The organism is Chelatococcus sp. YT9, assembly GCF_018398315.1.
GTDB lineage: Bacteria > Pseudomonadota > Alphaproteobacteria > Rhizobiales > Beijerinckiaceae > Chelatococcus.
In genome coordinates, this window is record NZ_JAHBRW010000002.1 from 1,918,502 (window position 1) to 1,942,269 (window position 23,768).

23 protein-coding genes are annotated in these 23,768 nt (G+C 61.2%); 14 read left to right on the forward strand and 9 right to left on the reverse strand.

What is annotated here, in order from left to right:
- Positions 1-159: 159 nt before the first annotated feature.
- Positions 160-951 carry an IclR family transcriptional regulator gene (locus tag KIO76_RS28655; RefSeq protein WP_213326958.1) on the reverse strand — a complete coding sequence of 264 codons (792 nt, stop codon included), beginning with the start codon at positions 949-951 and terminating at the stop codon, positions 160-162.
- 118 nt (positions 952-1,069) lie between these two features.
- On the opposite strand from KIO76_RS28655, the gene prpB reads away from it, so the two are divergent.
- From prpB to KIO76_RS28695, 8 genes are all read left to right on the forward strand, one after another.
- Positions 1,070-1,975, forward strand: a complete 906-nt coding sequence (gene prpB / locus KIO76_RS28660; RefSeq protein ID WP_249730072.1) for a methylisocitrate lyase — start codon at positions 1,070-1,072, stop codon at positions 1,973-1,975.
- A gap of 65 nt (positions 1,976-2,040) precedes the next feature.
- Positions 2,041-3,018 (forward strand): Bug family tripartite tricarboxylate transporter substrate binding protein, encoded by a 978-nt coding sequence (locus KIO76_RS28665; RefSeq protein ID WP_213326959.1) that lies wholly within the window; start codon positions 2,041-2,043, stop codon positions 3,016-3,018.
- Positions 3,019-3,074: 56 nt separating this feature from the next.
- A complete protein-coding gene (locus KIO76_RS28670) occupies positions 3,075-3,470 on the forward strand; it encodes a 5-carboxymethyl-2-hydroxymuconate isomerase (protein ID WP_213326960.1) in 396 nt (131 codons plus the stop codon).
- A gap of 48 nt (positions 3,471-3,518) precedes the next feature.
- The gene (locus KIO76_RS28675; RefSeq protein ID WP_213326961.1) at positions 3,519-3,950 is read left to right on the forward strand and encodes a tripartite tricarboxylate transporter TctB family protein; all 432 of its coding nucleotides are present in this window, start codon (positions 3,519-3,521) and stop codon (positions 3,948-3,950) included.
- A 7-nt stretch (positions 3,951-3,957) separates the two neighbouring features.
- Positions 3,958-5,457 carry a tripartite tricarboxylate transporter permease gene (locus KIO76_RS28680; RefSeq protein WP_213326962.1) on the forward strand — a complete coding sequence of 500 codons (1,500 nt, stop codon included), beginning with the start codon at positions 3,958-3,960 and terminating at the stop codon, positions 5,455-5,457.
- A gap of 57 nt (positions 5,458-5,514) precedes the next feature.
- The gene (locus tag KIO76_RS28685; protein ID WP_213326963.1) at positions 5,515-6,375 is read left to right on the forward strand and encodes a fumarylacetoacetate hydrolase family protein; all 861 of its coding nucleotides are present in this window, start codon (positions 5,515-5,517) and stop codon (positions 6,373-6,375) included.
- A 13-nt stretch (positions 6,376-6,388) separates the two neighbouring features.
- Entirely contained in the window at positions 6,389-7,189 is an 801-nt protein-coding gene (gene hpaH, locus KIO76_RS28690) for a 2-oxo-hept-4-ene-1,7-dioate hydratase (RefSeq protein ID WP_213326964.1), read from the forward strand.
- A gap of 9 nt (positions 7,190-7,198) precedes the next feature.
- Positions 7,199-7,969 (forward strand): HpcH/HpaI aldolase family protein, encoded by a 771-nt coding sequence (locus KIO76_RS28695; protein ID WP_213326965.1) that lies wholly within the window; start codon positions 7,199-7,201, stop codon positions 7,967-7,969.
- 128 nt (positions 7,970-8,097) lie between these two features.
- Here KIO76_RS28695 and KIO76_RS28700 read toward each other — a convergent pair whose 3' ends face one another.
- Positions 8,098-9,174, reverse strand: coding sequence for an NAD(P)H-dependent flavin oxidoreductase (locus KIO76_RS28700; RefSeq protein WP_213326966.1), 1,077 nt, complete (start codon positions 9,172-9,174; stop codon positions 8,098-8,100).
- 291 nt (positions 9,175-9,465) lie between these two features.
- Here KIO76_RS28700 and KIO76_RS28705 point away from each other — a divergent pair, with 291 nt between their 5' ends.
- The gene (locus KIO76_RS28705; protein ID WP_213326967.1) at positions 9,466-10,368 is read left to right on the forward strand and encodes a LysR family transcriptional regulator; all 903 of its coding nucleotides are present in this window, start codon (positions 9,466-9,468) and stop codon (positions 10,366-10,368) included.
- A 117-nt stretch (positions 10,369-10,485) separates the two neighbouring features.
- Here KIO76_RS28705 and KIO76_RS28710 read toward each other — a convergent pair whose 3' ends face one another.
- The 5 genes from KIO76_RS28710 to KIO76_RS28730 all read right to left on the reverse strand — a co-directional run bounded on the left by KIO76_RS28710 (position 10,486) and on the right by KIO76_RS28730 (position 16,943).
- Entirely contained in the window at positions 10,486-11,661 is a 1,176-nt protein-coding gene (locus tag KIO76_RS28710; protein ID WP_213326968.1) for an MFS transporter, read from the reverse strand.
- 139 nt (positions 11,662-11,800) lie between these two features.
- A complete protein-coding gene (locus tag KIO76_RS28715; protein WP_213326969.1) occupies positions 11,801-13,054 on the reverse strand; it encodes an LVIVD repeat-containing protein in 1,254 nt (417 codons plus the stop codon).
- A 90-nt stretch (positions 13,055-13,144) separates the two neighbouring features.
- Positions 13,145-14,266 carry a substrate-binding domain-containing protein gene (locus KIO76_RS28720; RefSeq protein WP_213326970.1) on the reverse strand — a complete coding sequence of 374 codons (1,122 nt, stop codon included), beginning with the start codon at positions 14,264-14,266 and terminating at the stop codon, positions 13,145-13,147.
- Between the two features lie 48 nt (positions 14,267-14,314).
- Positions 14,315-15,385 carry an ABC transporter permease gene (locus tag KIO76_RS28725; RefSeq protein ID WP_213326971.1) on the reverse strand — a complete coding sequence of 357 codons (1,071 nt, stop codon included), beginning with the start codon at positions 15,383-15,385 and terminating at the stop codon, positions 14,315-14,317.
- 4 nt (positions 15,386-15,389) lie between these two features.
- Positions 15,390-16,943, reverse strand: a complete 1,554-nt coding sequence (locus KIO76_RS28730) for a sugar ABC transporter ATP-binding protein (RefSeq protein WP_249730073.1) — start codon at positions 16,941-16,943, stop codon at positions 15,390-15,392.
- A 338-nt stretch (positions 16,944-17,281) separates the two neighbouring features.
- Here KIO76_RS28730 and KIO76_RS28735 point away from each other — a divergent pair, with 338 nt between their 5' ends.
- Positions 17,282-17,974 carry a helix-turn-helix domain-containing protein gene (locus tag KIO76_RS28735; protein WP_213326973.1) on the forward strand — a complete coding sequence of 231 codons (693 nt, stop codon included), beginning with the start codon at positions 17,282-17,284 and terminating at the stop codon, positions 17,972-17,974.
- 311 nt (positions 17,975-18,285) lie between these two features.
- On the opposite strand, the gene KIO76_RS28740 is transcribed toward KIO76_RS28735, so the two are convergent.
- Positions 18,286-18,957, reverse strand: coding sequence for a GDSL-type esterase/lipase family protein (locus tag KIO76_RS28740; RefSeq protein ID WP_213326974.1), 672 nt, complete (start codon positions 18,955-18,957; stop codon positions 18,286-18,288).
- A gap of 25 nt (positions 18,958-18,982) precedes the next feature.
- Positions 18,983-19,777, reverse strand: coding sequence for an IclR family transcriptional regulator (locus KIO76_RS28745; protein WP_213326975.1), 795 nt, complete (start codon positions 19,775-19,777; stop codon positions 18,983-18,985).
- A 156-nt stretch (positions 19,778-19,933) separates the two neighbouring features.
- Here KIO76_RS28745 and KIO76_RS28750 point away from each other — a divergent pair, with 156 nt between their 5' ends.
- From KIO76_RS28750 to KIO76_RS28765, 4 genes are read left to right on the forward strand one after another with little or no spacing between them, the layout of a single operon-like run.
- Entirely contained in the window at positions 19,934-20,965 is a 1,032-nt protein-coding gene (locus KIO76_RS28750; RefSeq protein ID WP_213326976.1) for an extracellular solute-binding protein, read from the forward strand.
- 48 nt (positions 20,966-21,013) lie between these two features.
- Positions 21,014-21,835, forward strand: a complete 822-nt coding sequence (locus KIO76_RS28755) for an ABC transporter permease (RefSeq protein WP_213326977.1) — start codon at positions 21,014-21,016, stop codon at positions 21,833-21,835.
- Positions 21,832-22,656 (forward strand): ABC transporter permease, encoded by an 825-nt coding sequence (locus KIO76_RS28760; protein ID WP_213326978.1) that lies wholly within the window; start codon positions 21,832-21,834, stop codon positions 22,654-22,656. The genes KIO76_RS28755 and KIO76_RS28760 overlap by 4 nt, the downstream gene beginning before the upstream one ends.
- Positions 22,649-23,740, forward strand: coding sequence for an ABC transporter ATP-binding protein (locus tag KIO76_RS28765; protein ID WP_213326979.1), 1,092 nt, complete (start codon positions 22,649-22,651; stop codon positions 23,738-23,740). The genes KIO76_RS28760 and KIO76_RS28765 overlap by 8 nt, the downstream gene beginning before the upstream one ends.
- Positions 23,741-23,768: the final 28 nt, after the last annotated feature.

The following is a 23,768-nucleotide window of genomic DNA, read 5'->3' on the forward strand; positions in this document are numbered from 1 at the left end:
CGCTGTGCGGCACGCCGCTCCAGCCCGGCGATGACGCGCAGGAGCAAGGTTCCGCAAACATGATGATCGGCGCACAGAGCAAGCCGGCAGACTGACTTCGCCGGCCACGGCCAAGAGCCAGCTCTCAGACGCCGCACGTTCGCGACGAACAGACTTACTCTAGCCGACGCGATTGATACCCTCCGGCGCTGAGTGCCTCGCAAAAACCAGGCTTTCCTCGAGTTCCTCGCGCATCTTGTCCAGATGCCTGATGGCATCCTGCAGGTGGGAGCCGGCCATGCGCTGGGAAATTGCACTCATGCTGAGGGCGGCAAAGGGCCTGCCGCTTCCGTCGCACAAGGCCGTGGCAACCGTTGTTGCACCAAGCTCAGTGAGCCGCCTGATCGCATGTCCCGAGGCGGCGGTTTCCTCCATCTCGGCGAGGAGAATTTCAACCGGGCGCCCGGCATCCCGATAAGCCGCCTTGTTGCGGACGAGAAGCGCCATCGCCTCGTCCTTCGGTAAGCGCGCAAGGACTGCCAAGCCGCCGGCGCCAAGACCGAGTAGCCGGCGCGTGCCGACCTCTGTGAGCAGGGTCTTGACCGGGAAAGAGCCAGAGGTCCGACTGACACACAGCATCTCCGCTCCGGTACGCCGAAGGAAGAACGCCGTGTCACCGGTGAGTTCCGCAAGACGCTCGGTCGCAGCCCGCGCGACAGTTTCCAGATCCGGCGGCGGTCCCAGCTGCATGCAGAGCTGCTGCAGGAGTGGTCCCAACACATATCGCCGGTCCGATGAGCGCTGACGGGCCAGCCCGACATCGACAAGCGCCCGCAACATGCGATGAACTGTCGGCCCGGTTAGTCCTGTGGCCTCTGACAGCTCGGTCATCCCGCTTCCAAGGCTGTTCCGGTTGGCAAGCTCCTTCAGGATCGCCACAGCACGGTAGATGGATTGAGCCCCCTGCTCCATACGCCGCTCCACATTATGGAGTAAAAATAAGATTCGTCCATGTCCATTGACATGATTGCCCATATTATGGTGATCTTCCGCAAGAAAGCAACAAGCAATCCATAATATGGAGTTTATGATGCTGATGCATACCCCGGTCAATACCTCTGCGGGCGCCCGGTTCCGCCAGGCACTTGTTGAGGAACAACCGCTTCAGATCGTCGGCGCGATCAATGCCTATACCGCCATGATGGCCAAGCGGGTGGGGTACAAGGCGATCTATCTCGCTGGCGCCGGCGTCGCCAACGCCAGTTACGGCCTCCCGGATCTCGGAATCACGACCATCAACGATGTCCTCGCCGATCTGCGTAAGGTGTCGGATGCGAGCGACCTGCCTGTGCTCGTCGATGTCGACACAGGCTTCGGCGGCGCCTACTCGATCGCCCGTCTCGTGCGCGGCCTGATCAAGGATGGTGCGGGCGCGATGCATATGGAAGATCAGGTCGCGCTGAAGCGCTGCGGTCATCGCCCGGGTAAAGCGATCGTCTCGAAGGATGAGATGCTCGACCGCGTCAAGGCCGCCGTCGACGCGCGCTATGACGAAAACTTCGTCATCGTCGCCCGTACTGATGCTCTTGCGATCGAGGGTCTCGACGGCGCCATCGAGCGCGCCTGCGCCTACATCGAGGCAGGCGCGGACATGATCTTCGCTGAAGCTTTCACGGATCTCGACCAATACCGCCAACTCGCCAAGGCCCTGAACAAGCCCTATTCAGTCCTCGCCAACATCACCGAGTTTTCGAGGACCCCGAATTTCACGACGCAAGAGTTGCGCGAGGCCAATGTGTCAGCCGCGCTCTACCCGCTGTCGGCAGCGAGGGCGATGAATGCCGCTGCGCTCAATGTCTATGAGACCATCCGGCACGAAGGAACGCAGAAGGGCGTTCTCGATCGGATGCAGACGCGCGAGCAGCTCTACGACTACCTCGACTATCATGCCTATGAACGCAAGATCGACGAACTCTTCGCCGCCAAGCAAGGCTGACGGTGAGCACCGCCGGCTCCAACGCGGGCCGGCGCATCCACTAACGAAATTCTAGGGAGGAAGACATGAGGCTATTGGTCAAGGCGGCGCAGTGTGCAGCCCTCAGCGCTGCTATCGGCCTTAGCGCGGTGGGGATTGCCGGCGCGGAATCGTTCCCGAAGGGTCCCGTGCGCTTCATCGTGCCGTTCAACGCAGGCGGCGGCACCGACGTCGTGGCGCGCGTCGTCGCCGAGGAGATGTCCAAGAACCTCGGCCAGCCGGTTCTCGTCGACAACCGTCCCGGCGCGCAGGGTATCGCCGGAACCAAGGTTGGCGCTATGTCTGCCCCCGATGGCCAGACCATCACCTTCGTGCTGCAGGCGACCCTCGCGCTCAATCCGAATCTTTACAAGGCGACGAACTACGATCCCGTGAAGGACTTCGCGCCGATCTCGCAACTGTCCGCGGCTCCGTATCTGATCGTGGTCAATCCCAGCCTTGGTGTGAAGGATATCAAGTCCCTGGTGGCAAAGGCAAAGGAAGCTCCTGGCAAAATCAACTACGCCAGTGGCGCGGCCGCCGCCCATCTCGCCTCTCTGCTGTTCCAGAAGACGGTGGGTATAAAAATGACGCATATCCCTTATTCCGGCTCCGGTCAGGCTCTGACCGACTTGTTGGCAGGCCGGGTCGGGGTGATGCTCTCGAGCCCGGTTTCCGTTCTGTCGCACATCAAATCCGGTGCGCTTGTGCCACTCGCGGTGACAAGCACGGAGCGCATCCCCTCCCTGCCTGACGTGCCGACCGTCGCCGAGCTGGGCTATCCCGAGTTTGATGTCTCCGGCTGGTATGGCGTCGCGGCTCCCGCCGGCACCGACCCGGCTGTGGTTAGCCGGCTTAACGAGGCCGTCGCCAAGGCTCTCGCCCAGGAAAGCGTGCGCGAGAGCCTCATGAAGGCCGGGGTCGAAGCCAAGGGCTCGACGCCTCAGGAGTTCAAGGCGCTCATCGATGCAGAGATCAAGCGCTGGACCGCACTCATCAAGGAAGAAGGCATCCCTGCCGAATAAGGCTTGGGGGCGCCGGCGCGCTCCCTCTCCCTCAGGTCTCATCAGGAGTTTGCACCGTGCCTCACGCATGGATCGAAGTTTCAGCCAATATTGCCGACGAGCCGGAAATCAGGCAGCTCAAGGAACTCGTTTACGAAGCTGCGCTGGAAACCGGGATTTTTCCCCTCGGCGGGGTGCGCGTGCGCTTCCAGGTGATCGACGACTATCTCGTTGGCGATCGTCACCCGGACAACGCCTTCGTGCACATCGTCCTGCGGATTGGCGCCGGCCGCGACCTCGTCACACGAAAACGCGCTGCTGATGCGGTGTTCGAGCGGGTGTGCACCTTGCTCAAGCCGCTGAATGCGCGCGCGCCGCTCGCCGTAGCCTTCGAGGTCCAGGAGATGAGCGAAGACCTCAACTACAAGTTCAACAATCTGCACGAGCACATCAAGAAGCGGTCGGCGGCCTGAAGCCGCCCGCCAGCTCACGCTCGCGGTATCGCCGAAGGGAGTTTGTCCATGCCGATTACCAAGGACGGCATTGGCGGGATCTTGTTCATCGCCATTGGTCTGACAGCGCTCATGATAGCGCGTCACTATCCGACGGGCTCCGCGCTCAGCATGGGACCGGGCTTCGTACCGATGATCGTTTCCTCGCTTTTGCTGGGATTGGGCGTCCTCCTGTTCTGCCGGAGTATTCTACAGCGCAACGAGACCCAGGAGCGCGTGACGATCGCGTGGCGCCCGCTCCTTCTCGTCACAGGGGCCATCGTCGGCTTCGCCTTGCTCATTCAGTTCGGACTTGTCGTGGCCGTGACCTACCTGGTGATCGCCGCCTGGATTGCCGATCCCAATAGGTCGAGCCGAGCCCTGCCCATCCTCATCGTGGTCGGAATCGGCATGACCGTTCTGATTTTCAAGATCGGTCTCCAACTCCCAATTTCTCTGTGAGGCGGACATGCTCGACGGTCTGATACTCGGCTTCCAGGTCGCCTTGTCGCTCGACAACCTGCTCTACTGCATGATCGGGGTCACGCTCGGCACGTTCATCGGCATGTTGCCTGGGGTCGGGCCGCTGGTGACGATCGCCATGCTGCTACCCATGACTTATGGGCTCACGCCGGTCGCCTCGATGATCATGCTGGCAGGCATCTACTATGGCGCTTCCTATGGTGGCTCATCCACCGCCATCCTCGTTAATTTGCCGGGGGAGTCCTCCTCTGTCGTCACCTGTATCGACGGCTACCAGATGGCACGCAAGGGCCGCGCAGGCGCAGCGCTCGCCATCGCCGCCATCGGCTCTTTTGTGGCCGGCTGCATCGGCACCTTCGGCATCGCCCTCTTCGCACCGATGCTCGGCAGGGCCGCGCTCGCTTTCGGACCAGCCGAATATGCATCACTCATCGTGATGGCCCTGGTGGCGACGTCCGTGCTCGTGCAGGGCGCCTTGGTGAAGGGCCTGCTGATGGCCCTGCTCGGCATTCTCATCGGGCTTGTCGGCATGGATGTGAATTCCGGCGCAATGCGCTTCACGTTCGGCCTGCCGTCGCTGATGGAGGGGATCGACTTCGTTGTCGTGGCGGTCGGCACCTTCGCCTTCGCGGAGATCATCCGGGAACTGCGCCCATCAAAGGACGAGGCACCCGGTCAGGTGGCCCCCGTGGGCTCGCTGATGCCGACGGCAGAGGAACTGCGTCAATCCGTGAAGCCTATTCTGCGCGGTACCAGCGTCGGCATGATCTGCGGCATTCTTCCGGGGATCGGCGCCACCGTCAGCTCCTTCGCCTCTTACATCCTCGAAAAACGTTGCGCCAAGGATCCAAGCCGTTTTGGCCAGGGCGCCATCGAAGGTGTCGCCGGTCCTGAATCGGCGAATAACGCCGCGTCCCAGACGACCTTCATACCGACGCTGACCCTCGGCGTTCCCGGAAGCGCCACCATGGCACTGATGCTGGGCGCGCTGATGATCCACGGCATCACGCCCGGCCCCAATATCATCACCGAGCGGCCGTCGCTGTTCTGGGGCCTCGTCGCCAGCATGTGGGTCGGCAATCTGATGCTGGTGATCCTCAATCTGCCGCTGATCCGGCTGTGGATCGTGCTGCTGAAGGTTCCCTACTCCTGGCTATTCCCGATGATTCTCATCCTCTCGTGCCTCGGCATCTACACGCTGTCGAACGAGCCGATGGACGTGCTGCTCGGTGCCGGCTTCGGTATCTTCGGGTACGTCGTTCTGCAGCTCGGCTTCTCGCTGGCGCCCTTCATCCTTGGTCTCGTACTTGGACCGATGCTGGAAGAAAATCTGCGCCGCGCGCTCCTGATTTCCCACGGTGACCCCCGGATCTTCATCGAGAGCCCGATCAGCGCGGGTTTCCTGCTCGCCTCGGCGGTGATGCTCGCGCTTCTGGTGCTTCCAGCCGTGCGCCGCTCCAAGCCTCATCTTGAGCAGGAAGCCTGAATAGCCCCCCGGAACGGTCGGCTCCTCACCTTCTCCGCCTTTCTCAGGACCTTAGCTATGAAACTTCTCAGCTTTACCGCCGGCAATCACGAAAGCTTCGGCGTGGAACACGCGCGCGGAATCGCGGACCTCGGCGCGCGGACAAGCTTTTCCTCCATGCGCGCGCTCATTGCGGCCCCGGAGGGGCTTCAAGCTGCCCGGCGCGTCGCCACAGAAGCGCCGGTCGACTTCGCGCGCAACGAAATCCGCTATCGGATCCCTGTCCCCGATGCCGACAAGATCATCTGCATCGGTGTGAACTATCCGGACCGCAACGCCGAGTATAAGGACGGATCGGAAACCCCGAAATATCCAAGTATGTTCTTGCGCACTCGCGGATCTTTCACTGGTCACGGCGAGCCATTGATGTTGCCACCGGAATCACCGCAGTTCGACTATGAGGGCGAGATCGTTGTCGTCATCGGCAAGGCTGGCCGCCGCATCGCGAGCGAGAACGCGCTCTCGCATATCTTCGGCGTCAGCATCTGCAACGAGGGCAGCGTCCGCGACTGGATGCGCCACGCGAAGTTCAACGTGACCCAGGGCAAGAACTTCGAGAAGTCGGGTAGCATCGGTCCCTGGGTGGTCCCCGTGGGCGACGCGGGTGAGCTCAAGGAATTGCGCCTCTCCGCGTTTGTCAACGACGAGCTTCGCCAGGACGATGTGGCGGGCCGTATGCTCTTCCCGCTCGACTATCTCATCAGCTATATCTCCGCCTTCACCGCGCTCCTGCCCGGAGACATCATCGTCACCGGCACCCCGACAGGCTCGGGCGCGCGCTTTGATCCGCCGCGCTACCTGGTGGATGGCGATGTCGTCCGGGTCAGCGTTTCGGGGATCGGCACCCTCGAAAACCGCGTGCTGCGTGAGGCCGTTTAAACAGAGACCTCCCATGCTAAGCGAGAGCGACATTTCAACGGCTGCGATGGATCTGGTGAACGCCGAGAAGGAGCGGCGCCAGATCACCCTGCTGAGCCTGCGCCATCCCCAGATGGAGATGGCGGATGCTTACCGCATCCAGGATGCATTCGTCGCTGCCAAATGCGCGGAGGGGGATCGCCACGTTGGCTGGAAGATCGGCCTCACCTCCCGCGCGATGCAGCAAGCCCTCGCCATCGACATACCGGATTCAGGGTACCTGCTGGCCAGCATGCGGTTTGACGATGGCGCCACCATTCCCGTCGGGCGCTTTATCCAGCCGCGCGTGGAGGCCGAGCTCGCCTTCGTGATGAAGCGGGATCCGGGCGTAGGCGCGAGCGTGCATGAGGTCTTGGACGCCACCGACCATGTCGTGCCGGTGCTTGAGATCCTCGACACACGCATCCAGCGCCGTGATCCCGCGACCGGGACGCTTCGAAACGTCTGCGACACGATTGCCGACAACGCGGCCAATGCCGGATACCTGCTCGGCGGGCGTCCCATACGCCCAGGGGATCTCGATCTGCGCTGGGCAGGAGCGATCGTCTCACGAAACGCAGTAGTGGAAGAAACGGGTCTTGGTGCCGGTGTGCTCAATCACCCTGCCAAGGGCATCGCCTGGCTCGCCGACCGGCTGGCCACCAACGGTCACAGGCTTGAAGCCGGACAGATCGTGCTGAGCGGCTCGTTTGTCCGCCCGGTCGAGTGTCCGCCCGGCTCGACGATCAATGCCGACTATGGCCCGCTCGGCACCATTGCCTGCCATTTTGCCTGAGAGGTTTGAATGCCCGCTCCCGCAAACCCCTTCAAGGCAGCATTGGTCGCGCGACTGCGCCAGACAGGCCTTTGGCTAGCGCTCGGCAATGCGCTGAGCGCCGAGCTGGTGGCGCGTGTCGGCTATGACTGGCTAGTGATCGATCTGGAGCACGCGCCGAATGATCTGCGTTCGGCGGTCGCGCAGATGCAGGCCATAGCGCCTTATCCGGTAGAGGCGGTGATCCGGCCGCCGATCGGCGAGACATGGATGCTCAAGCAGCTGCTTGACGGCGGTGCACGAACCTTTCTCATTCCGATGGTGGAAAGCGCGGCCCAGGCGCGCGATCTCGTGGCAGCGGTGCGCTATCCTCCCCACGGGGTTCGTGGTGTGGGCGCGGCATTGGCGCGCGCCTCGGGCTTCGGCGACATCGGAGATTACCTCAAAACCGCGAATGACGAGATCTGCCTGTTGACGCAGATCGAATCCGCCCGCGGTGTAGCCGCCATCGAGGACATCGCGGCGATCGAAGGCGTGGACGGGCTCTTCATCGGCCCCGCCGATCTCGCGGCGGATCTCGGCTATCTCGGTCAGCCTGGACATGAGGCCGTGCGAGTGGCGGTGTGCGACGCTTTGCGGCGCATCAAGGCGGCAGGCAAGCCGGCCGGGATTCTGACGTCCGATCCCGAGCTGCTTAAGCTTTATACCGCAGCAGGCGCGGACTTCGTGGCGATTGGTTCAGACGTCGGTTTCCTGCGCGAGGCGGCCAGTTTGCAGCTGAAAAATTACAATTCAGCATAGGTTGATATCAGAGTACCCGCAGCATCAACCCACTTATTGCGCGAACATAACTTATACTTGTCGACCATTGCACTTTATAACCGAGCGAGCGAAGCGGATTGCTCCGCACGCCGGTTTGGATTTTCACTTCAGCCCAACCCCGCTGGAACGTGGGCCTTTCGTACATCGGCGAGCTCCCGTGCGAGTGTCGCGACAAGTTCAGCAGCACGGAGGGTCCGCGCGAGCGGCGCGCCTTGCCCGGCCCAGTGCGCACCGAAGCCGTGCTCCCCTTTTGCCTTGGCTGCTGCGTGCAAGGCCTTTCCGGCGTCATAGGCGATGGGATAGTCGGGCGGATGCCGCCCTGACGTAAGCTCGTGCAAAGCCGTGAAGCGGTTAGCCAAGGCCCGCGCCGGCCGGCCTGAGATGAGGTGTGTGAGGCGGGTATGATACGCCCCTTCGCCGATCAGAGCTTTACGATAACCTTCATCGGCTGCGGACTCTGGGCAAGGCACGAACGCAGTGCCGAGCTGGGCCGCGACAGCCCCGAGATCAAGCGCGGCGGCGATGCCCGCGCCATCCATGATGCCGCCGGCAGCAATAACGGGCACATTGGTGTGTCGCACGAGCTGCCGTGTCAGGGCAAAGGTGCCCAAACCATCGTCCGGCGCTTTGGGATCGAACATGCCGCGATGCCCCCCTGCCTCAATCCCCTGCGCCACAATAGCATCGATGCCAGCAGCCTCGATCTTGCGCGCTTCATCGAGGCTGGTAGCCGTTGCGAAAAGCGTGATCCCCGCCGACTTCAGGGCAGCAATCGTCTCAGACGGCGGCAAACCAAAATGCAGGCTGACAACCGCTGGCTTCGTCGCCAGCAACAGCGCCAGCATGTCCGCATCGTCTGCGAAGCTCTTATAGATCGTATGCAGCGTCGCGGGTACTTTGGCATCGAACTCGGCAAAAAGCGGGGCTAACCACTCGAGCCAGGCCGCCTCACGGGCGGGATCGGCTATCGCTGCGCCATGCACGAAGACATTGACGTTGAACGCGCGCTCGGTCCTGCCACGCAGTTCCTCGATCATCCTGCTGGCGCCAGCAGCATCCGTGGCACCGATGCCGATGGAACCAAGCCCTCCGGCATTCGACACCGCTGCAGCCAGAGCGGGTGTCGAAACTCCTGCCATCGGCGCCTGAACGATCGGCAATGACACTCCGAGCTTGTCCAGCATTTCCTTCTCCCTTGAAAAGCCAATACGTCATCGCGGGGCCAGACGATCGAGGCCGACGCGACGGAGCGAAAACTTGGCGCTCCCAGTCCCCGCCTTGCCAGCCAGGCGCGGCAGCCTCCAGCACTCCTGGTGACTACCAATCAAGCGCAAGGAGTACTGTCATGCCGTGCTCGCGCCGGACAGAGCCTTTCAAATCGGGACTGAACCTTCGTCCCCATCGACATCCGGCTTGATTTTATTCTCGAAATAAGAATACCTATTATCAAACATTCCGCAATGGAGAATTTTGGGGTGAACCTCGCGGCACTGGCGGTATTTCGGACCGTTGCTCGGGAACAAAGTGTCACCCGAGCTGCCGAACTGCTCGGGCGCGTGCCATCGAATGTCACGACGCGCATACAGCAGCTCGAGACTGAAATCGGCGTGCCGCTGTTCCGACGTGATCAGAAGCGCATGATGCTGACAAAGGAGGGGGAGACGTATCTCGATTATGCTGCCCGCATTCTGAACCTTGCGGAAGAGGCGCAACAGGTCGTCAATCCAACGGTGCCGACTGGCACATTACGTGTCGGCTCGATGGAGAGTACGGTCGCAAGCCGACTGCCCTTACCGCTCGCGAGCTACAATAAACGATGGCCTCAGGTGACGATCGATCTTTCGACGGCGCCGACCCGGCAACTCATCGAGGCGCTATTGGCGCATCACATCGATTGCGCCCTCATAGCCGTGCCAGCAGGAGAATGGTGGCTCGCACCGGACGCTCTGGACAAGGTTCCGGTTTTTCAGGAGGAATTGACGCTCCTTCTACCACCGGGTCATCCGCAAGTCCGTCATGCCCATGAGCTCAAGCCGAAGGCCCTGGCTGCCTTTGCTCCGGGCTGCACATACCGCATGCTGGCGGAGGAATGGTTGACGGGCGTTGGTTCACACAACGAGCCGCTCCGGGTCCATGAGGTGAAATCATACCATGCAATGTTCGCCTGCACCGCTGCGGGCTCCTGCATCAGCATCATGCCCCGTAGTGTTGTGGAGCTCATGCGCCACCTTGGACCTGTGGAAGAGCAAACGCTCATGACGGTCGACACCTATCTGGCTTGCCGCCCCGGCTACTCAACGCCGGCGTTCTCTGAATTCCGTAAGACGCTCGAGGCATTCTCGGACGTCAAGGATCCTAGCGCTGTAAAACAAGCCTAACGGTCGTAATAGTCGCCACAGTCATTTCGCGGTTGGCCGGCCTCCCCGCCACGTGACCCGCGCCGGCCTGACACAGCCGACCCGGCGAGCTTCGGTTCTGCCACCCATTCGACCCCATCAGTCCAGAAGGCGGGCATTCCCGATCGCCAACGCGAGCCCGCATGCCGTCATCGCGGCGCCGGCGACGGCCAGTGCGGGAAAGCCAAAGCCATGGTCGATCAGGGCTCCCCCGACGGCGGCGCCACCGGCATTGCCGAGATTGAACCCAGCGATGTTCAACGACGAGGCGAGCGCGGGCGCCGCCGGCGAGGAGAGCACCACCCGCGTCTGCAACGGTGCAATCGTTGCAAAAGCCGCGACGCCCCAGCAGAACAACAAGAGGTACGTCGGAGCTAGGTGAAACATCGCCCAGCCGAACAATAGCTGGATGAGCGACAGCGCCACCAGGATGGCGATCAATGAGGGCATCAGCGCGCGATCCGCGAGCCGACCACCCACGGGATTGCCGAGGGTGAGCCCCGCCCCGAAAACGAGAAGGGCAATGGCTACCGTATCCGGGGACATCCCTGTCGCGTCACGGAGAATGGGGGCAATGAAGGTGAGGATGACGAAGACGCCCCCGAAGCCGAATACCGTCGTGCCGAGGGCCATCCACAAGCCAGGATTGCGCAAGGCGGTGAATTCGGACGCAAACCCATCCGACGAAGGGGCCGGCATCGGACGGATCAACATGGCGATCGCGACAGCGGCCAGTCCGCCAATGGCGCTGACGCACCAGAACGTGGCGCGCCAGCCGAACATCTGCCCGACGGCCGTTCCGCCCGGGACCCCAAGGATGTTGGCCAGCGCCAAACCGGTAAACATCAGGGCAATGGCGCTGGCCTGCCGCTCCGCCGGGACCAGGCTGGCGGCAACCACCGCCCCCACGCCAAAGAAGGTGCCATGGCAAAGCGCGGCGACGACGCGCGCGACCATCAGCACAGCGTAGTTCGGCGCCACGGCGGCGATGACATTCCCGGCGATGAACAGGCCCATAAGGCCGAGCAGAAGAGACTTGCGCTCGAGGCGGAGGGTGCCCAGCGTCAACACCGGCGCGCCCACCACCACGCCCAGTGCATAGCCGGCAACGAGAAACCCGGCAGCCGGGATGGAGACCTGGAGATCCGTCGCGATCTCCGGCAGAAGCCCCATGATCACGAATTCCGTGGTACCGATTGCGAAAGCTGCCGCAGTCAAGGCGTAGATCTGCAGCGGGAGCGGTGCCCGGGCGGCGCGGTCAGCGGAAGCGGTCATGTTACAGTCTCCTCCGCGCCGCGACGGCACTGGATGCCAGTGGCCTTCGTGGATCCGGCGCCGCCTCGTTGCGTCGCTGCAAGTCATGGTGTGAAAGGTTCAAGAAGTCCGTAGGCCCGAGCGCAAGAACGAAGAGGGCTCAGCCCTTGAACTCAAGAATATAAAGACCGCCATTGTAATCGTTGGTGTAGACCAGCCCAGTCTTGTCGACATAGACATCGCAGTTCTGTATCACCTTCTTGCGGTTGGGGCGCCGATCCACAAGCCGGGCGGGCTCGGGGGGCACAAACGCCCCGACTTCCTCGGGACGGTAGGGATTGCGGATATCGAAGACGCGAACGCCGGCGTTCTGGTAGGTCGCGAAGATGAGCTCCGAGCTGACAAAGCCGTCAGGCCGGTTTTCGTAGATGTTGTGCGGCCCGAAATGGCCGCCCTTCGATCTGTAATCGGCCTCAGCTGGTTCAGGAAAAGTTGAGATGCTGATGGGATTGCCGGGGTCACGCATGTCGAACAACCAGATCGGCTTGAAACCGTCCTCGTAGTTGTCCAGAACCGCCTCGTCAGCCACGACAAGAAGATCTCGATCCGGCAGCATCAAGCAATTGTGCGTGCCACCATTGAAGGGGGGGGACCAGTTCTTGTGCAACTTCAGCGCGGGCTTGGTGGGATCCTTGACATCGATGATGACGAGACCCGCGTCGCGCCAGGCTCCATAGGCGGTATCACCCGACACGGTGGCATGATGGAGCCCTGCACGCCTGTCAGACGCCGGGACCTCCCCGGCGGCCTCGTTCATGCCCGGAAGCCAATACCGTCCCGCCTCCACGGGATTGGCTGGGTCGGACATATCAATAGTGATGAAGATGTAGTCGGTGAAGCCATCGAGAAGAGCCGAGGCGTAGGCGTAGCGTCCCCCAGTGTACCAGATGCGGTGAATGCCTCCGCCGTTGACGGGCATGAAGCCGATCTTGCGAGGCTTCCCCGGTGTGGAGATGTCGTAAACGCTCATCCCCGCGGTCCAGTCGCGCTCCGTCACTGCGCCCGACGCTGTGCCAACCTTCTTGCCGATCTGGCCCGTATAGTAGGCCTTCTCGTCCTGAAATTCGGCTGAGGCGAACATGTCCTTGGCGTTGATCACCAAGAGCAGGTCGCCATAGGTCTGCAGATGGATGTTCCACGTATTGGGTGGCGCTGCTATATATTCGACAGCGATTGGATTACGCGGATCGCGCACGTCGATCACGCTGAAACCTTTTGAGAACATGTGGCCGGTATAGGCATAGCCTTTATTGACCATCAGCTGCACACCGTCAGGCCTGCCGCCCTGGTCGCTATGACCGATGAGCGTCATGTTCTTCGAGAAATCAGGCGTTGGAAGATGCGACGCAGGCATGGGTGAACGTCCTGTTGTTCGGTGTCGGAAGGCATGCACGAAACGCGGCGATCGTTGGAGGCGGCATGAGCCGCCTCCGCGGTCCTCGGGCTACTTCACGCCCCAGATCTTGGCGTAGGCATCGGCGTAGCCGTTGCCCGGATCATAGATGTTCTTCGGGCCACCGTCGGATTCGATATTGGATTTGAGAAAGAGGTGGGCTGGAGCAACGAAGCCGCTTTCCTTTTCCTTGTTAAGGGCGCGGTTTGCTTCATCGACGATCTGCCACCCCTGAAGGATCAGCGGCTCCGCCACGGTCGCGGCCTGATATTCACCAGCGCGGATGCGCTGGAACGCGACCTCGCTGCCGTCACCGGCGGAGATGGCGACCGGATTGTCGCTGCCGCCGAGGCCGGCAGCTGAAAGAGACGGTGCCATGAAATCGAACGTGAGGTCGTTGATGCTCAGCGAGGTCGTCCATTGCTTGCCGTGGCGCTGGAGCAGAGACGTCGTGAGCTGGGGCATGCGGTTCGATGCGTCCGCCAGCGGGGTGTCAACAATCTCAAGGACCTTGCTGTCGCCGCAGGCCTTGATGACCTCCGCCATCGCGTTGGATTTTCTGACGGCGATTTCGTAGGTGCTGTCGGTGAAGATAACGGCACCGACCTTGCCGTTGAGCTCGGCGCACGGATATGACGCCGCCGCGCGCGCGACCTCGAGCGGATCGGTGGTGATGTTGGTGAAGATCGGCAGCTTATCGTGCGGGCCAGATTTGCCGTAGGCGTGCCAGCCGATGACGACGATGCCCTGCTTGGCCGCTTCTTCGATGACCGCGGCCTGCTCCGTCGCGTCGATGCCGCCGAGGACGATGACGTCGGGCTTGGACGCGATCGCCTGATTGAGCGCCGTCGCGCGGCCCGCGACAGAGCCCTGACCGTCGCTTTCTTTGTAGGTCCAGCCAATCCGCGCCGCGGCTGCCTTGACCCCCTCGCCCGCGCCTCGGGCGCCGCCGTTGCGCTGATCGGTGGATACATAAATGATGCTTTTGCCCGGCAGGGCTTTCGGCCCCGTGGTCGGGCCGCTCCAGGGCGCATTCGGCGCGCTCAGTTTGGCGACGAAATCTTTTGCGTCCGATACCGCATCGGCCGATGCGGTGGCGATGCCCAGGACCGAGGCCAAGGCCGAGAGCAGGCCACAGGTTGCGGCGCACTTCAGTTTTCCGGCAGTTTTCATTATGTCTTTCCTCCCGACGTTTATTATCTCCGATAGGTGAATCCCATTTCATCTATCGGCAGATCGATGAATAGCCTGGGGTGAACTCGGTACACGTCGCGCAACAAATCGGCCGTGACGCTTTTGTGCGTAACCGGCAAGTCCAATCGCGATCAGCAAGGTCACGCCATTGAAAAGTGGCTCGATGTAGAAGGCGCCGCCGAATTGCTGAATACCTGAAATACCCACCGCGAGGATCGCGACGCCGACGATCGTGCCCCAGACATTCACTCGCCCGGGGGTGATCGTGGTCGATCCGAGAAAAGCCCCCACAAGCGCCGGCAGCAGATACTCGAGGCCGACGCTCGCCTGACCGATCCGCAAGCGAGCCGCCAGCAGGAGGCCCGCCAGAGCCCCCAGCAATCCTGCCGCGACGAAAGCCCCGATGATGAAGCGCCTGTTCGGAATACCGTTGAGTTCTGCGGCGCGCGGGTTCGCGCCGATCGCGTAGAGACAACGGCCAATCGGCGTATAAGCCATGATGATCCACATCACCACGCTGATGATCAGAACATAGAACGCGACGACAGGGATGCCGAAAGGCTGCCAGGAATAGAGCCCCGTGAAACCTGACGGTAGCATACCGACGATCTGGCGCCCCTCCGTGTACCAGAGGGCGATGGCATAGAGCACCGTGCCCGTGCCGAGCGTCGCAATGAAGGAATCGATGCGCGCGATTTCCACGAGGAGGCCATTCAGCAATCCCAACAGGCACCCGGCCATGAGGACGATGAGAACGGCTACCGGCCAAGGCAATCCCAGACGGGTCTGCAAAGCGATTGCCAGTATATGCCATAAGACGATGCCATAACCGACCGTCAGATCGATGCGCCCCGCAGCCATCGGGATCATCGCGGCCAGCGACAGAATGGCAATGATGGCCTTATCTCCCAATATTGAGCGCAAATTCAACATGGTCGGGAATGTATTCGGCAACAGCACCGAGAAAATAGCGATCAAGAGCAGCGTGCAGATCAAAAGCCCGTAAACCGGAATGAGTCTTCTGATCTTCTGACCAAGCGACATCTGTTCCAGCTCAACAATGGTCGGCTCCAACGCTGTCGATTTGATCGATTGCATATGGCTATCGCCCCCCTGCCTGAATCAAAGCCCCGCTGGCCGAAGAACTATCCGCCATGGACGAGGCCAGAGTGACCGCCTCCACGCTCATGGCCTCCGCGCCGATCTCGCTCTCCAGCTTCCCGCCCCTGAATACGAGAGCGCGGTGGCAAATGGCTGCGACCTCTTCAAAGTCCGTTGAAATCAGCACGATCGCCCGGCCCGCCTGAAGCTGTCGCGCCAGCAACCTGTAGATCTCGTTCTTGGCGCCCACATCGACACCGGCCGTCGGATCTTCGAGGATGAGTACGTCTGGCGTGATACGTATCCACCTTGAGAGCACGACCTTTTGCTGGTTGCCGCCGGACAGACTTTCGATGGGCGCCTCTGGCTCGTTCGGAACGAGTCCGACGTGCCGGCCGGCCTCCCGACATTCCTTCGCCTCGTCCCTCGGCGAACGCCACGAGAAAAGGCGGCTGCCCACGGCCAGGGGATTGAGATACATGTTTTCCCGAATAGAAAGCCCTGGAGCAATCGATTCCGCGAGGCGGTCAGCCCCGATCATCCCCAAGCCCCCGGCGATCGAGCGGCTGGGCGAGGCATGGTCGAGCAGCTTGCCACAGACGGTAATGTCGCCGGCCAACTTCGGCTCATCACCGATCAGGATCCGGCTGACCACCTCGTGACCGGCACCGCGCAGGCCGACAAGGCCAACAATCTCTCCCCGCCGCACCGAGAAAGAAACAGGGCCGACGTTCTCACCCGTGATCTCCCGACACTCCAACACCGCATCCGACGTCGGGGGTGGCGGCAATACGAAGGTATTCTCAAGTGCGCGCCCCATGATGGCGGCTACGAGGCTCTTGGGATCCGCCTGCGCGGTCCGGCGCGCGTCCGCCACTCGCCCGTCGCGCAGCACCAGAAGGCAATCCGAAATCGCGAAGATCTCGTCGAGCCGATGCGAGACGTAAATCATGCTGACACCGCGCTTCTTCAGCGCGCGCAGGACAGAAAACAGCACCTCCACGTCGTCCTTCGGCAAACTGGCCGTCGGCTCGTCAAGAACCAGTATGCTCGCGCCAACGCCTACCGCGCGCGCGATGGCTACGAGAGACTTTTCCGTGCGCGACAGGTCGCTCACCCTTTTTCGCGGATCAATGGCAGGCGCGATATCGCGAAGTGATTGACGCGCCTGCTCCTCGACACTGCCCCAGTCGATGAGCCCCAACCGTCGCTTGAAGCCTTGCGCCAAGGCTATGTTTTCCGCGACCGTCATCCATTCGATGAGCCCAAGGTCCTGGTGCACGAAGGCGATCGCGTAACGGTCGCGTCGTAGATCGTGAGGCTTTCCGTCAAGCAGCACCTCGCCGCTGTCGGCGGTGATGACGCCCGCGAGGATCTTAACGAGAGTGGATTTGCCGGCGCCGTTCTGGCCGAGCAGGGCGAGAATTTCACCGCGCGGCAACGTCAGATCCACATTCTGCACGGCCTTCGTGGCGCCGAACGCCTTGCAGAGGCCCCTTATCGTCAAGGCATCGGACGCAGTCGCGCTGGCCAGATGTGCCGCCCCTGTCGTCATTGCCGCGCCCCTCCCGAGTGGCCCCAACCGAACAACAATGTGATATTGGCTATTTTTCGAAAAAAATATACGAACAATCTTATTTTGGCCAGCGTTCCGTGACAAAGAATTGGGCGACATTGCCGCTCGCAAGCGGGCGAGCGTTGGCATCAATCATGGAGGCCATACTGACGAAAGGCGTAAGCACCGCCGCGAGGCTCGAACGGACGACGCAGCCGTTCGCGCTCATTGCGAGCCCCGCAAGGAAGTTCGTCCAGAACGGTTCCGGGGAGCTTTCCGTCGCTGCCATCGAATGCGACAGGTGGAGCGAATCCTCGAGGGGTGATCGCCTTCACAAGATGATTTTGGTCGTCCGTGGCCAGATTGACGTTGAGGGAGAAGCAGGAGGTTGGCTCGTCGTGCCCAACCACATGATCTTCATTCCCGCGGACCGGGCCTTTAATCTACGCACCTCAGACGGCCTGCGCGCCCATGTGGCGTTTCTCGCGCCGGAAGACCATCCCTGGCACCATCACGGCTGCTGGGTCACCCAGGCCAACCCTCTGGTTCACGAACTGCTCACGCTCATGCTCAGCATGTCGGAGAGGGCTCCCGAAACGGGATCGACCCTGCGCCAATTGTTCAGAACGTTGTCGCACCTTTGCCAGGAATGGTTCTCCAACCCAAAGATGCTATGGTTGCCAGTCGCCAAGTCAGACGAAATGCGGCGTCTCATCAGCTATATCAGCACCCATCTGGCCGACGTGACAGTGGCGTCGGCCTGCGCCGCCTGTCGGCTGGCGCCGCGAACGATGCAGCGCCTCTCTCAGGAAGAATTCTCATTTGGACTGAAATCGCTGATCATTGAGGTTCGAATGATGCGCGCGATGGAACTCCTGGCGCAGGACAGCATGCCCATCGAGACTGTCGCCCAGAGCGTCGGCTATGCGAGCGTCAGCTCATTCACCACTGCCTTCACCAACCGCGCCGGCCATTCACCCGGCGAATATCGGCAGCGCAACCGTGCAGCGCTGCAATCCTGCGGGATCTAGATGGCCAGGTGTGCGGCAACGCGACCAAAATTGGCCCCCGCGCAACACTGGGTAGAGAACGCGGTATGAGGGCTCGCTGCGGCTTCCCACCGTCCAGGGAAAGAGTTTGGCCGGTGATGTGAGGTGATTTTTCATCCGCCAGGAACAGAACTGCCGCCGCGATTCGCAAGGTTTCGCCCAGCGCCGGGATGGCACGGAGCGTGCCCTGTTGGAGCCGGCGACCAGCCGCCGCGACCAAACTCAGGAGAAAGCTCCGCTCAGACGCGGGCTTGCCTCTCGAATCCAGCGCAGCAACAGATGCGAGACAGATCCTAGGCTTTATCGAACCAGGCGCGCCACTGCGGCCATTGCGCGATCATATCGGCGACATAGGCGTAGCCCTCGCCCGCAGGATTGCTGCCATCGCCTGCCTGGGTGAGCGTCATCCAGCGCGGATCTTCCATCAGCGGCGTGTGGAGATCCAGAAACGGCACACCGATTTCAGCAGCAACTTCGGCATATCGGGCGTTGTATTCAGCCTGCCGCGCGTTTGAGAAGCGATACTGAGGGCCGCTCAACAGTTGCGGATAGGGCAGCGCATCGTTCATCGGTATAAGCCCGATCCACAAAGTCGGGAGCCATTGCGATGCCTCCCGGAGAATGGCACGTGCATTGGCCGCCGACTCCTCCAACGGCACTTCAATCCCCCGGCCGACTTCCTCCTTGGCGTCGTTACCCCCAAACATGAAGACAAGCCGGCCGTTGGCGCCGGCTGGAATCCTGGCCTCGCATTCGCGGCGCCAGCGTTCGGCGATCATTCGGGTGGAGTTCCCGCGAATGCCGAGGTTGTACAGGGATATGTCGTGATTTTTCGCCCACTCTCCCGCCACGAGGCGCCCGGTCCAACCGAGCGCCGTCTCATCGCCGGCACCTACGGTGAAAGCGTCGCCGATGAAGCAGATGCGGCTGAAACTGGTCCGGCTTGGAGGAAAGGTCTTCATCATGCGTTCTCGCTTGAGTTGTGCGCGATCAACGTCCGCTGCGCGTTGCACCCGGGTTCCGCGGGCCACTGAGCTGCAGCGGCATGCTGGACAACTCCGTGATTTCGCGTGCAGCCTTTATAATTTCCGCGGCCATCGCGGATCTCAGCGCATCATCGGCAGCGTGGTCGGGAAATGAAACGGATATACTGATATCCGGCTGGCTTGCGTTGCGGGCCGTGATGACCGCTCCGATGGACGTGATACCCGGCGCTGTTGCGCAGGCAACCTGGATCCACCCCGCCTCTCGGCAACGCCTTACATCCTTCAACGTATCGGCAAGGGGGATCGCCTCGCCGGTGACAGGATGAACAACGGACGCCCCAAGCCGCTCGGCGACAACCGCGTCTTCACAGTTTGACAACAAGGACAGACCAAGCGCCGTCTGCTCTGCCGGAAGACGCGAGCCGACATCAAGCACAAGCCGGAGCGGATGGCTGCCCTGCCACTGACGAAGCACGACAACGTCAGCGCCGTCGAGGATGCCAGCGTAGGCCGTGAACCCGAATGTCTCGACAAGGCGTAACAAAGAACGATCGACGAGGTCGAGCACGCTATGTGTCGAGACATAAAGCCCGCCGAGCTGAAGCAATAATGGGCCTACGCTATACTCCCTGCCGCCATCCTGCCGCTCTAAGATCCCGCCCTCGCTCAAAGTCTTCAAAAGCCGCGAGACCGTGCTTTTGGGAATGTCCAGCTCAGCTGCGGCATCCGATACCCGAAGCGTCGGCTTCTGAGGCGAGAGCGATTGCAAAATTCGGATGGCGCTTTCCAGACTGCTCATTATTGCGTCAACCCTGTGATTGTTTCATCTGAAGCAACTGGTTGACAGATTTGGTACAAGATGAGCAGTCTAGCGTCAAGTTGAACCCGCCGCTGCACCGATCGCTCGCAATTCGATCGGTGTGTGGTCCGGTATCGCCAAAATGGAGCATGGGGAATGGTCGGATTTGCAAGGCTAGCGGCAATCGCCCTGGGCTTAGGAGCGGCAGGATTGGGTATGCTGACGCCACTGGCCGTCAAGGCACAGGAGCCTCTGGTGGTGGTAGCCTCAGGCGGGGTGTGGCTCGAGTCAGCCAAAAAGAACTTCGCAACCTGTTATAAGGAGCGAACGGGGCAGTCGCCGGAAATCCTTGTCCTCAATTCGAGCGATGTCATGAGCAAGATCAGGGCGAATCCCAAAAATCCGCCTATCCATGTCGCTCTGCTCAGCGAAATCGACGCCATTCGGGCCGGCCGCGAAGGGCTGCTCGACAAGCTCGACGCCGCCAAGGCGCCAAACCTCAAGGATGTTCCACAGATCTTTCGTGAACAGTGGGACGACTTCGCCACAATTCAGAACTTCGGCGCCATGATTGTCCTTTATAACAAAGACAAGATCCCGACGCCCCCTGCTGATTGGAAGACACTGATCGACGACGTCATTGCCGGCAAGTTCGGCGATCGAGTGTCGTTTCCCGCAGTGACGATGGCCTGGGGACCCATGTTCACCTGGTTTCTCAGCACCCTTTACGGCGGCGACGAGAATGTCGTCTTCGAGAAATACAAGGCGATGGCGCCGCATGTGGCGAAGTTCTGGACATCGCCTGTCGATGCCATGAACATGTTCGCGGCGAAGGAAATTGACCTGCTCGTTTACTGGGACGGGCGTGCGTATTCATTTGCCAACGAGAATAAATGGGCCGGCGCCTACATTCCGGAGCCCGGCGCCTTCCAGTCGGCCGCCATGCTGGCGAAGGTCAAGAACGCGCCGGAATCGGCCTGGACATATATTGACTGCGTCCTGTCGCCGAAGGCCCAGCTGGGCCATGCCGAAACCATCATCTATCCCGTCGTCAATTCCAAGGTCGTCTACCCCGACGCCCTGAAAGCGCAGCTAACTCCGCTCGAGAAGGTGCGTCAGCCTGACTTCAAATCCTTCATCGACAAGATCCCGGCTTGGATTGATCGCTGGAACAAGGAAATCCGCTGATATGGCCCCCGCTAACGGCAGCACTCTGCGATGACGGAAGCAGCTCGTATGAGGCCGGGTGTTGCACCCGGTCTCCTTCTGTCGCTGCCGGCGGTCGTATTCCTTCTTGCCTTCTTCATCGGCCCCCTTGCGCTGAACACGGGGCGCAGTCTTGAGACGCCGGACGGCCTCGGAATCTATCAATATGCGCGCGCTCTCGGCGACCAATATTATCTAGGTGTACTCGGTGTCACGATCGCCCTGAGCATAGCGGTGACTTTGGCAACGCTTGCGCTGGGTTATCCAATGGCTCTTGCCATCGCGCGCTCCTCAGGCCGCACGAAAAGCCTCCTCATCTTCTTGATCGTCACACCACTTCTCATCAATGTGGTAGTCCGTACTTTCGGCTGGATGATCATCCTGGGCCGCAGTGGCGTCATCAATGCGATCCTCAAGGCGCTTAACCTCGATACCGTGAACATCGGCAGCGGCTGGTTTGCGATATGGCTGGCGCTGGTCCATGTCCTCCTCCCCTTCATGGTCTTGTCCATTGCAAGCACGCTCGAAGGTATCGACGGCGCTCTTGAGGAGGCCGCGGCAACCCTTGGAGCTTCGCCTTTCCGGAGCTTCGTTCATGTTGTCCTGCCTCTGAGCGCGCAGGGCGTGATGACAGGCATGCTGCTTGTCTTTGCTTTGAGCATGGGCAGTTTCGTGACAGTCATGCTCATGGGCAGCAACGCGACGATGGTTCTGCCACTCCTCATCTATCAACAACTCAATCTTGCATCGGATTGGCCGTTTGCCGCCGCTCTCGGCAACATCTTGCTCATCACCGCAGTCGCCGTGATCGCCCTCCAGTTGCGCCTCGCCAGATCGAGGGCTAGTCGATGAGACAGGTTGAGAAGCTCGGCAAGGGCTTGAGGACCTACGTCGTCCTCGCTGGTCTGTTCATCATGGCGCCGCAGGCGATCGTTTTTGTGGTCGCCTTTTCGTCAGCGAGCTTTGTGTCTTTTCCGCCTCCCGGCTTTTCGCTGAGGTGGTTCGAACAGGTTCTTGCAGACCCGACATTCATGCGGCCCATGTGGAACAGCGTCGTTCTGGGATTGCTGGCGACGGTCTTTGCCGCCATTGTCGCGGTGCCCGCCGCGATCGCGCTCGTGCGGTACCCCTTTCGGTTCTCTACGGCGATCCAGACCTTTCTCTTGTCGCCGCTTAGCATGCCAGCGCTCATCTTGGCGATCGCGTTGCTGTTCTATCTCAACGCCATCGGGCTCGGTAATACGTTCGCAGGCTTGGTCATTGGCCATGTCGTGATCACGATTCCTTATCTCCTGCGCACGATCGTGGCCGTTTATGCCAGTACAGACCCGCGCATCGAGGAAGCCGCCTATACTCTCGGCTCACCGCCGCTCGCGACCTTCTGGCATGTCACGTTACCTATGCTGCGACCCGCTTTGTTTGCGGGCGGGATGTTCGCCTTTCTGATTTCCTTCGACGAGGTCGCGATTTCGCTGCTGCTGTCCAACGCGCGTTCGATGACGCTTCCGGTTGCGATACTCGGCTATCTCGTCAACAACTACGATCCCGCTGTCGCGGCGATTTCCGTGGTCAAGATGATCATTGTCATCATTGGGCTCATCGCTCTCGAATACACCTATGGACTGCGTAATCTTACCTTGCCGAGCAACCAGGAACAGCGCCGCAATGGCTGAATCTGCTTCCCGCCCGTCGCGCGGACGCATCGCAATCCGGGATGTCGCCAAATCATATGATGGCGCCCCCGCCCTACGCGATATCAATCTCGAGGCGGCGCCTGGGGAATTTATCGCTCTGCTCGGCCCGTCAGGCTGTGGCAAGACGACCTTGTTGCGGTGTATCGCAGGCCTTATCAACGTAGATCGCGGTGACATCCGCGTTGATGATCGTTCGCTCGTCGAAACGGCGCCCTGGAAACGCGACATCAGCGTCGTTTTCCAAAGCTATGCGCTCTTTCCCCACATGAGCGTCGCACAAAATGTCGCCTTCGGCCTCAAGATGAGGCGGCAGGACAAGACCCAGATTGCGAAGCGCGTCGCCCACGCCTTGGATCTCGTTCAGATGACGGCCTTCGCCGAAAGGCGGCCCGCGCAGCTCTCAGGTGGCCAGCAGCAACGCGTGGCGCTGGCGAGGGCCATCGTCGTGGAACCGACGATCCTGCTGCTCGATGAACCTCTTGCAGCGCTTGATGCGAAGCTCAGAGCGTCTGTTCAGATTGAGATACGCAGTCTACAGAAAAGACTCGGCGTCACGACGATACTCGTCACGCACGATCAGGCGGAGGCAATGACGATGTCGGATCGCATTGCCGTGATGAATGCCGGGCGAATCGAACAGATCGGCAAACCACTCGATCTCTACAACCGGCCGGCCACACCATTCGTGGCCGATTTCGTCGGAGAGACCAACAGGCTTCATGGTGAGATCAGGCCGAACTCTACAGCCGGGGCGACGTTCCACGTCAACGGGTCCGCGCACGGATTCCCCCTCCCACCAGCGCAGCTGTCTCCCGGCCCCGCCACCCTTATGATACGCCCGGAGAACATCCGCCTCAGGCACGAGGCGGCGGGGCTGCCGGGCACGGTGGAACATACCGCGCTCATCGGTGATCGGTTTCAGATCACCGTGTCTGCTCTCGGCCTCAGCCTACGCGCGACGATACTGAACAACATTGCAGCAGGTCGCATTCCCGCGCCCGGAGATAGCGTCTCGGTGGCGTGGCGTGCAGAAGACGCGCTGGCCTTCCCCGGCCATGTCTGAGCTCCGGTATCGGAACTTGGGAGAAGTC

Coding starts and splice junctions, on each gene's coding strand:
- KIO76_RS28655 (WP_213326958.1), bottom strand. CDS start 951: ATGGAGCAGGGGGCTCAATCCATCTACCGTGCTGTGGCGATCCTGAAG.
- prpB (WP_249730072.1), top strand. CDS start 1,070: ATGCTGATGCATACCCCGGTCAATACCTCTGCGGGCGCCCGGTTCCGC.
- KIO76_RS28665 (WP_213326959.1), top strand. CDS start 2,041: ATGAGGCTATTGGTCAAGGCGGCGCAGTGTGCAGCCCTCAGCGCTGCT.
- KIO76_RS28675 (WP_213326961.1), top strand. CDS start 3,519: ATGCCGATTACCAAGGACGGCATTGGCGGGATCTTGTTCATCGCCATT.
- KIO76_RS28680 (WP_213326962.1), top strand. CDS start 3,958: ATGCTCGACGGTCTGATACTCGGCTTCCAGGTCGCCTTGTCGCTCGAC.
- KIO76_RS28685 (WP_213326963.1), top strand. CDS start 5,515: ATGAAACTTCTCAGCTTTACCGCCGGCAATCACGAAAGCTTCGGCGTG.
- hpaH (WP_213326964.1), top strand. CDS start 6,389: ATGCTAAGCGAGAGCGACATTTCAACGGCTGCGATGGATCTGGTGAAC.
- KIO76_RS28695 (WP_213326965.1), top strand. CDS start 7,199: ATGCCCGCTCCCGCAAACCCCTTCAAGGCAGCATTGGTCGCGCGACTG.
- KIO76_RS28700 (WP_213326966.1), bottom strand. CDS start 9,174: ATGCTGGACAAGCTCGGAGTGTCATTGCCGATCGTTCAGGCGCCGATG.
- KIO76_RS28710 (WP_213326968.1), bottom strand. CDS start 11,661: ATGACCGCTTCCGCTGACCGCGCCGCCCGGGCACCGCTCCCGCTGCAG.
- KIO76_RS28715 (WP_213326969.1), bottom strand. CDS start 13,054: ATGCCTGCGTCGCATCTTCCAACGCCTGATTTCTCGAAGAACATGACG.
- KIO76_RS28720 (WP_213326970.1), bottom strand. CDS start 14,266: ATGAAAACTGCCGGAAAACTGAAGTGCGCCGCAACCTGTGGCCTGCTC.
- KIO76_RS28725 (WP_213326971.1), bottom strand. CDS start 15,385: ATGCAATCGATCAAATCGACAGCGTTGGAGCCGACCATTGTTGAGCTG.
- KIO76_RS28730 (WP_249730073.1), bottom strand. CDS start 16,943: ATGACGACAGGGGCGGCACATCTGGCCAGCGCGACTGCGTCCGATGCC.
- KIO76_RS28735 (WP_213326973.1), top strand. CDS start 17,282: ATGATTTTGGTCGTCCGTGGCCAGATTGACGTTGAGGGAGAAGCAGGA.
- KIO76_RS28740 (WP_213326974.1), bottom strand. CDS start 18,957: ATGATGAAGACCTTTCCTCCAAGCCGGACCAGTTTCAGCCGCATCTGC.
- KIO76_RS28745 (WP_213326975.1), bottom strand. CDS start 19,777: ATGAGCAGTCTGGAAAGCGCCATCCGAATTTTGCAATCGCTCTCGCCT.
- KIO76_RS28750 (WP_213326976.1), top strand. CDS start 19,934: ATGGTCGGATTTGCAAGGCTAGCGGCAATCGCCCTGGGCTTAGGAGCG.
- KIO76_RS28755 (WP_213326977.1), top strand. CDS start 21,014: ATGAGGCCGGGTGTTGCACCCGGTCTCCTTCTGTCGCTGCCGGCGGTC.
- KIO76_RS28760 (WP_213326978.1), top strand. CDS start 21,832: ATGAGACAGGTTGAGAAGCTCGGCAAGGGCTTGAGGACCTACGTCGTC.
- KIO76_RS28765 (WP_213326979.1), top strand. CDS start 22,649: ATGGCTGAATCTGCTTCCCGCCCGTCGCGCGGACGCATCGCAATCCGG.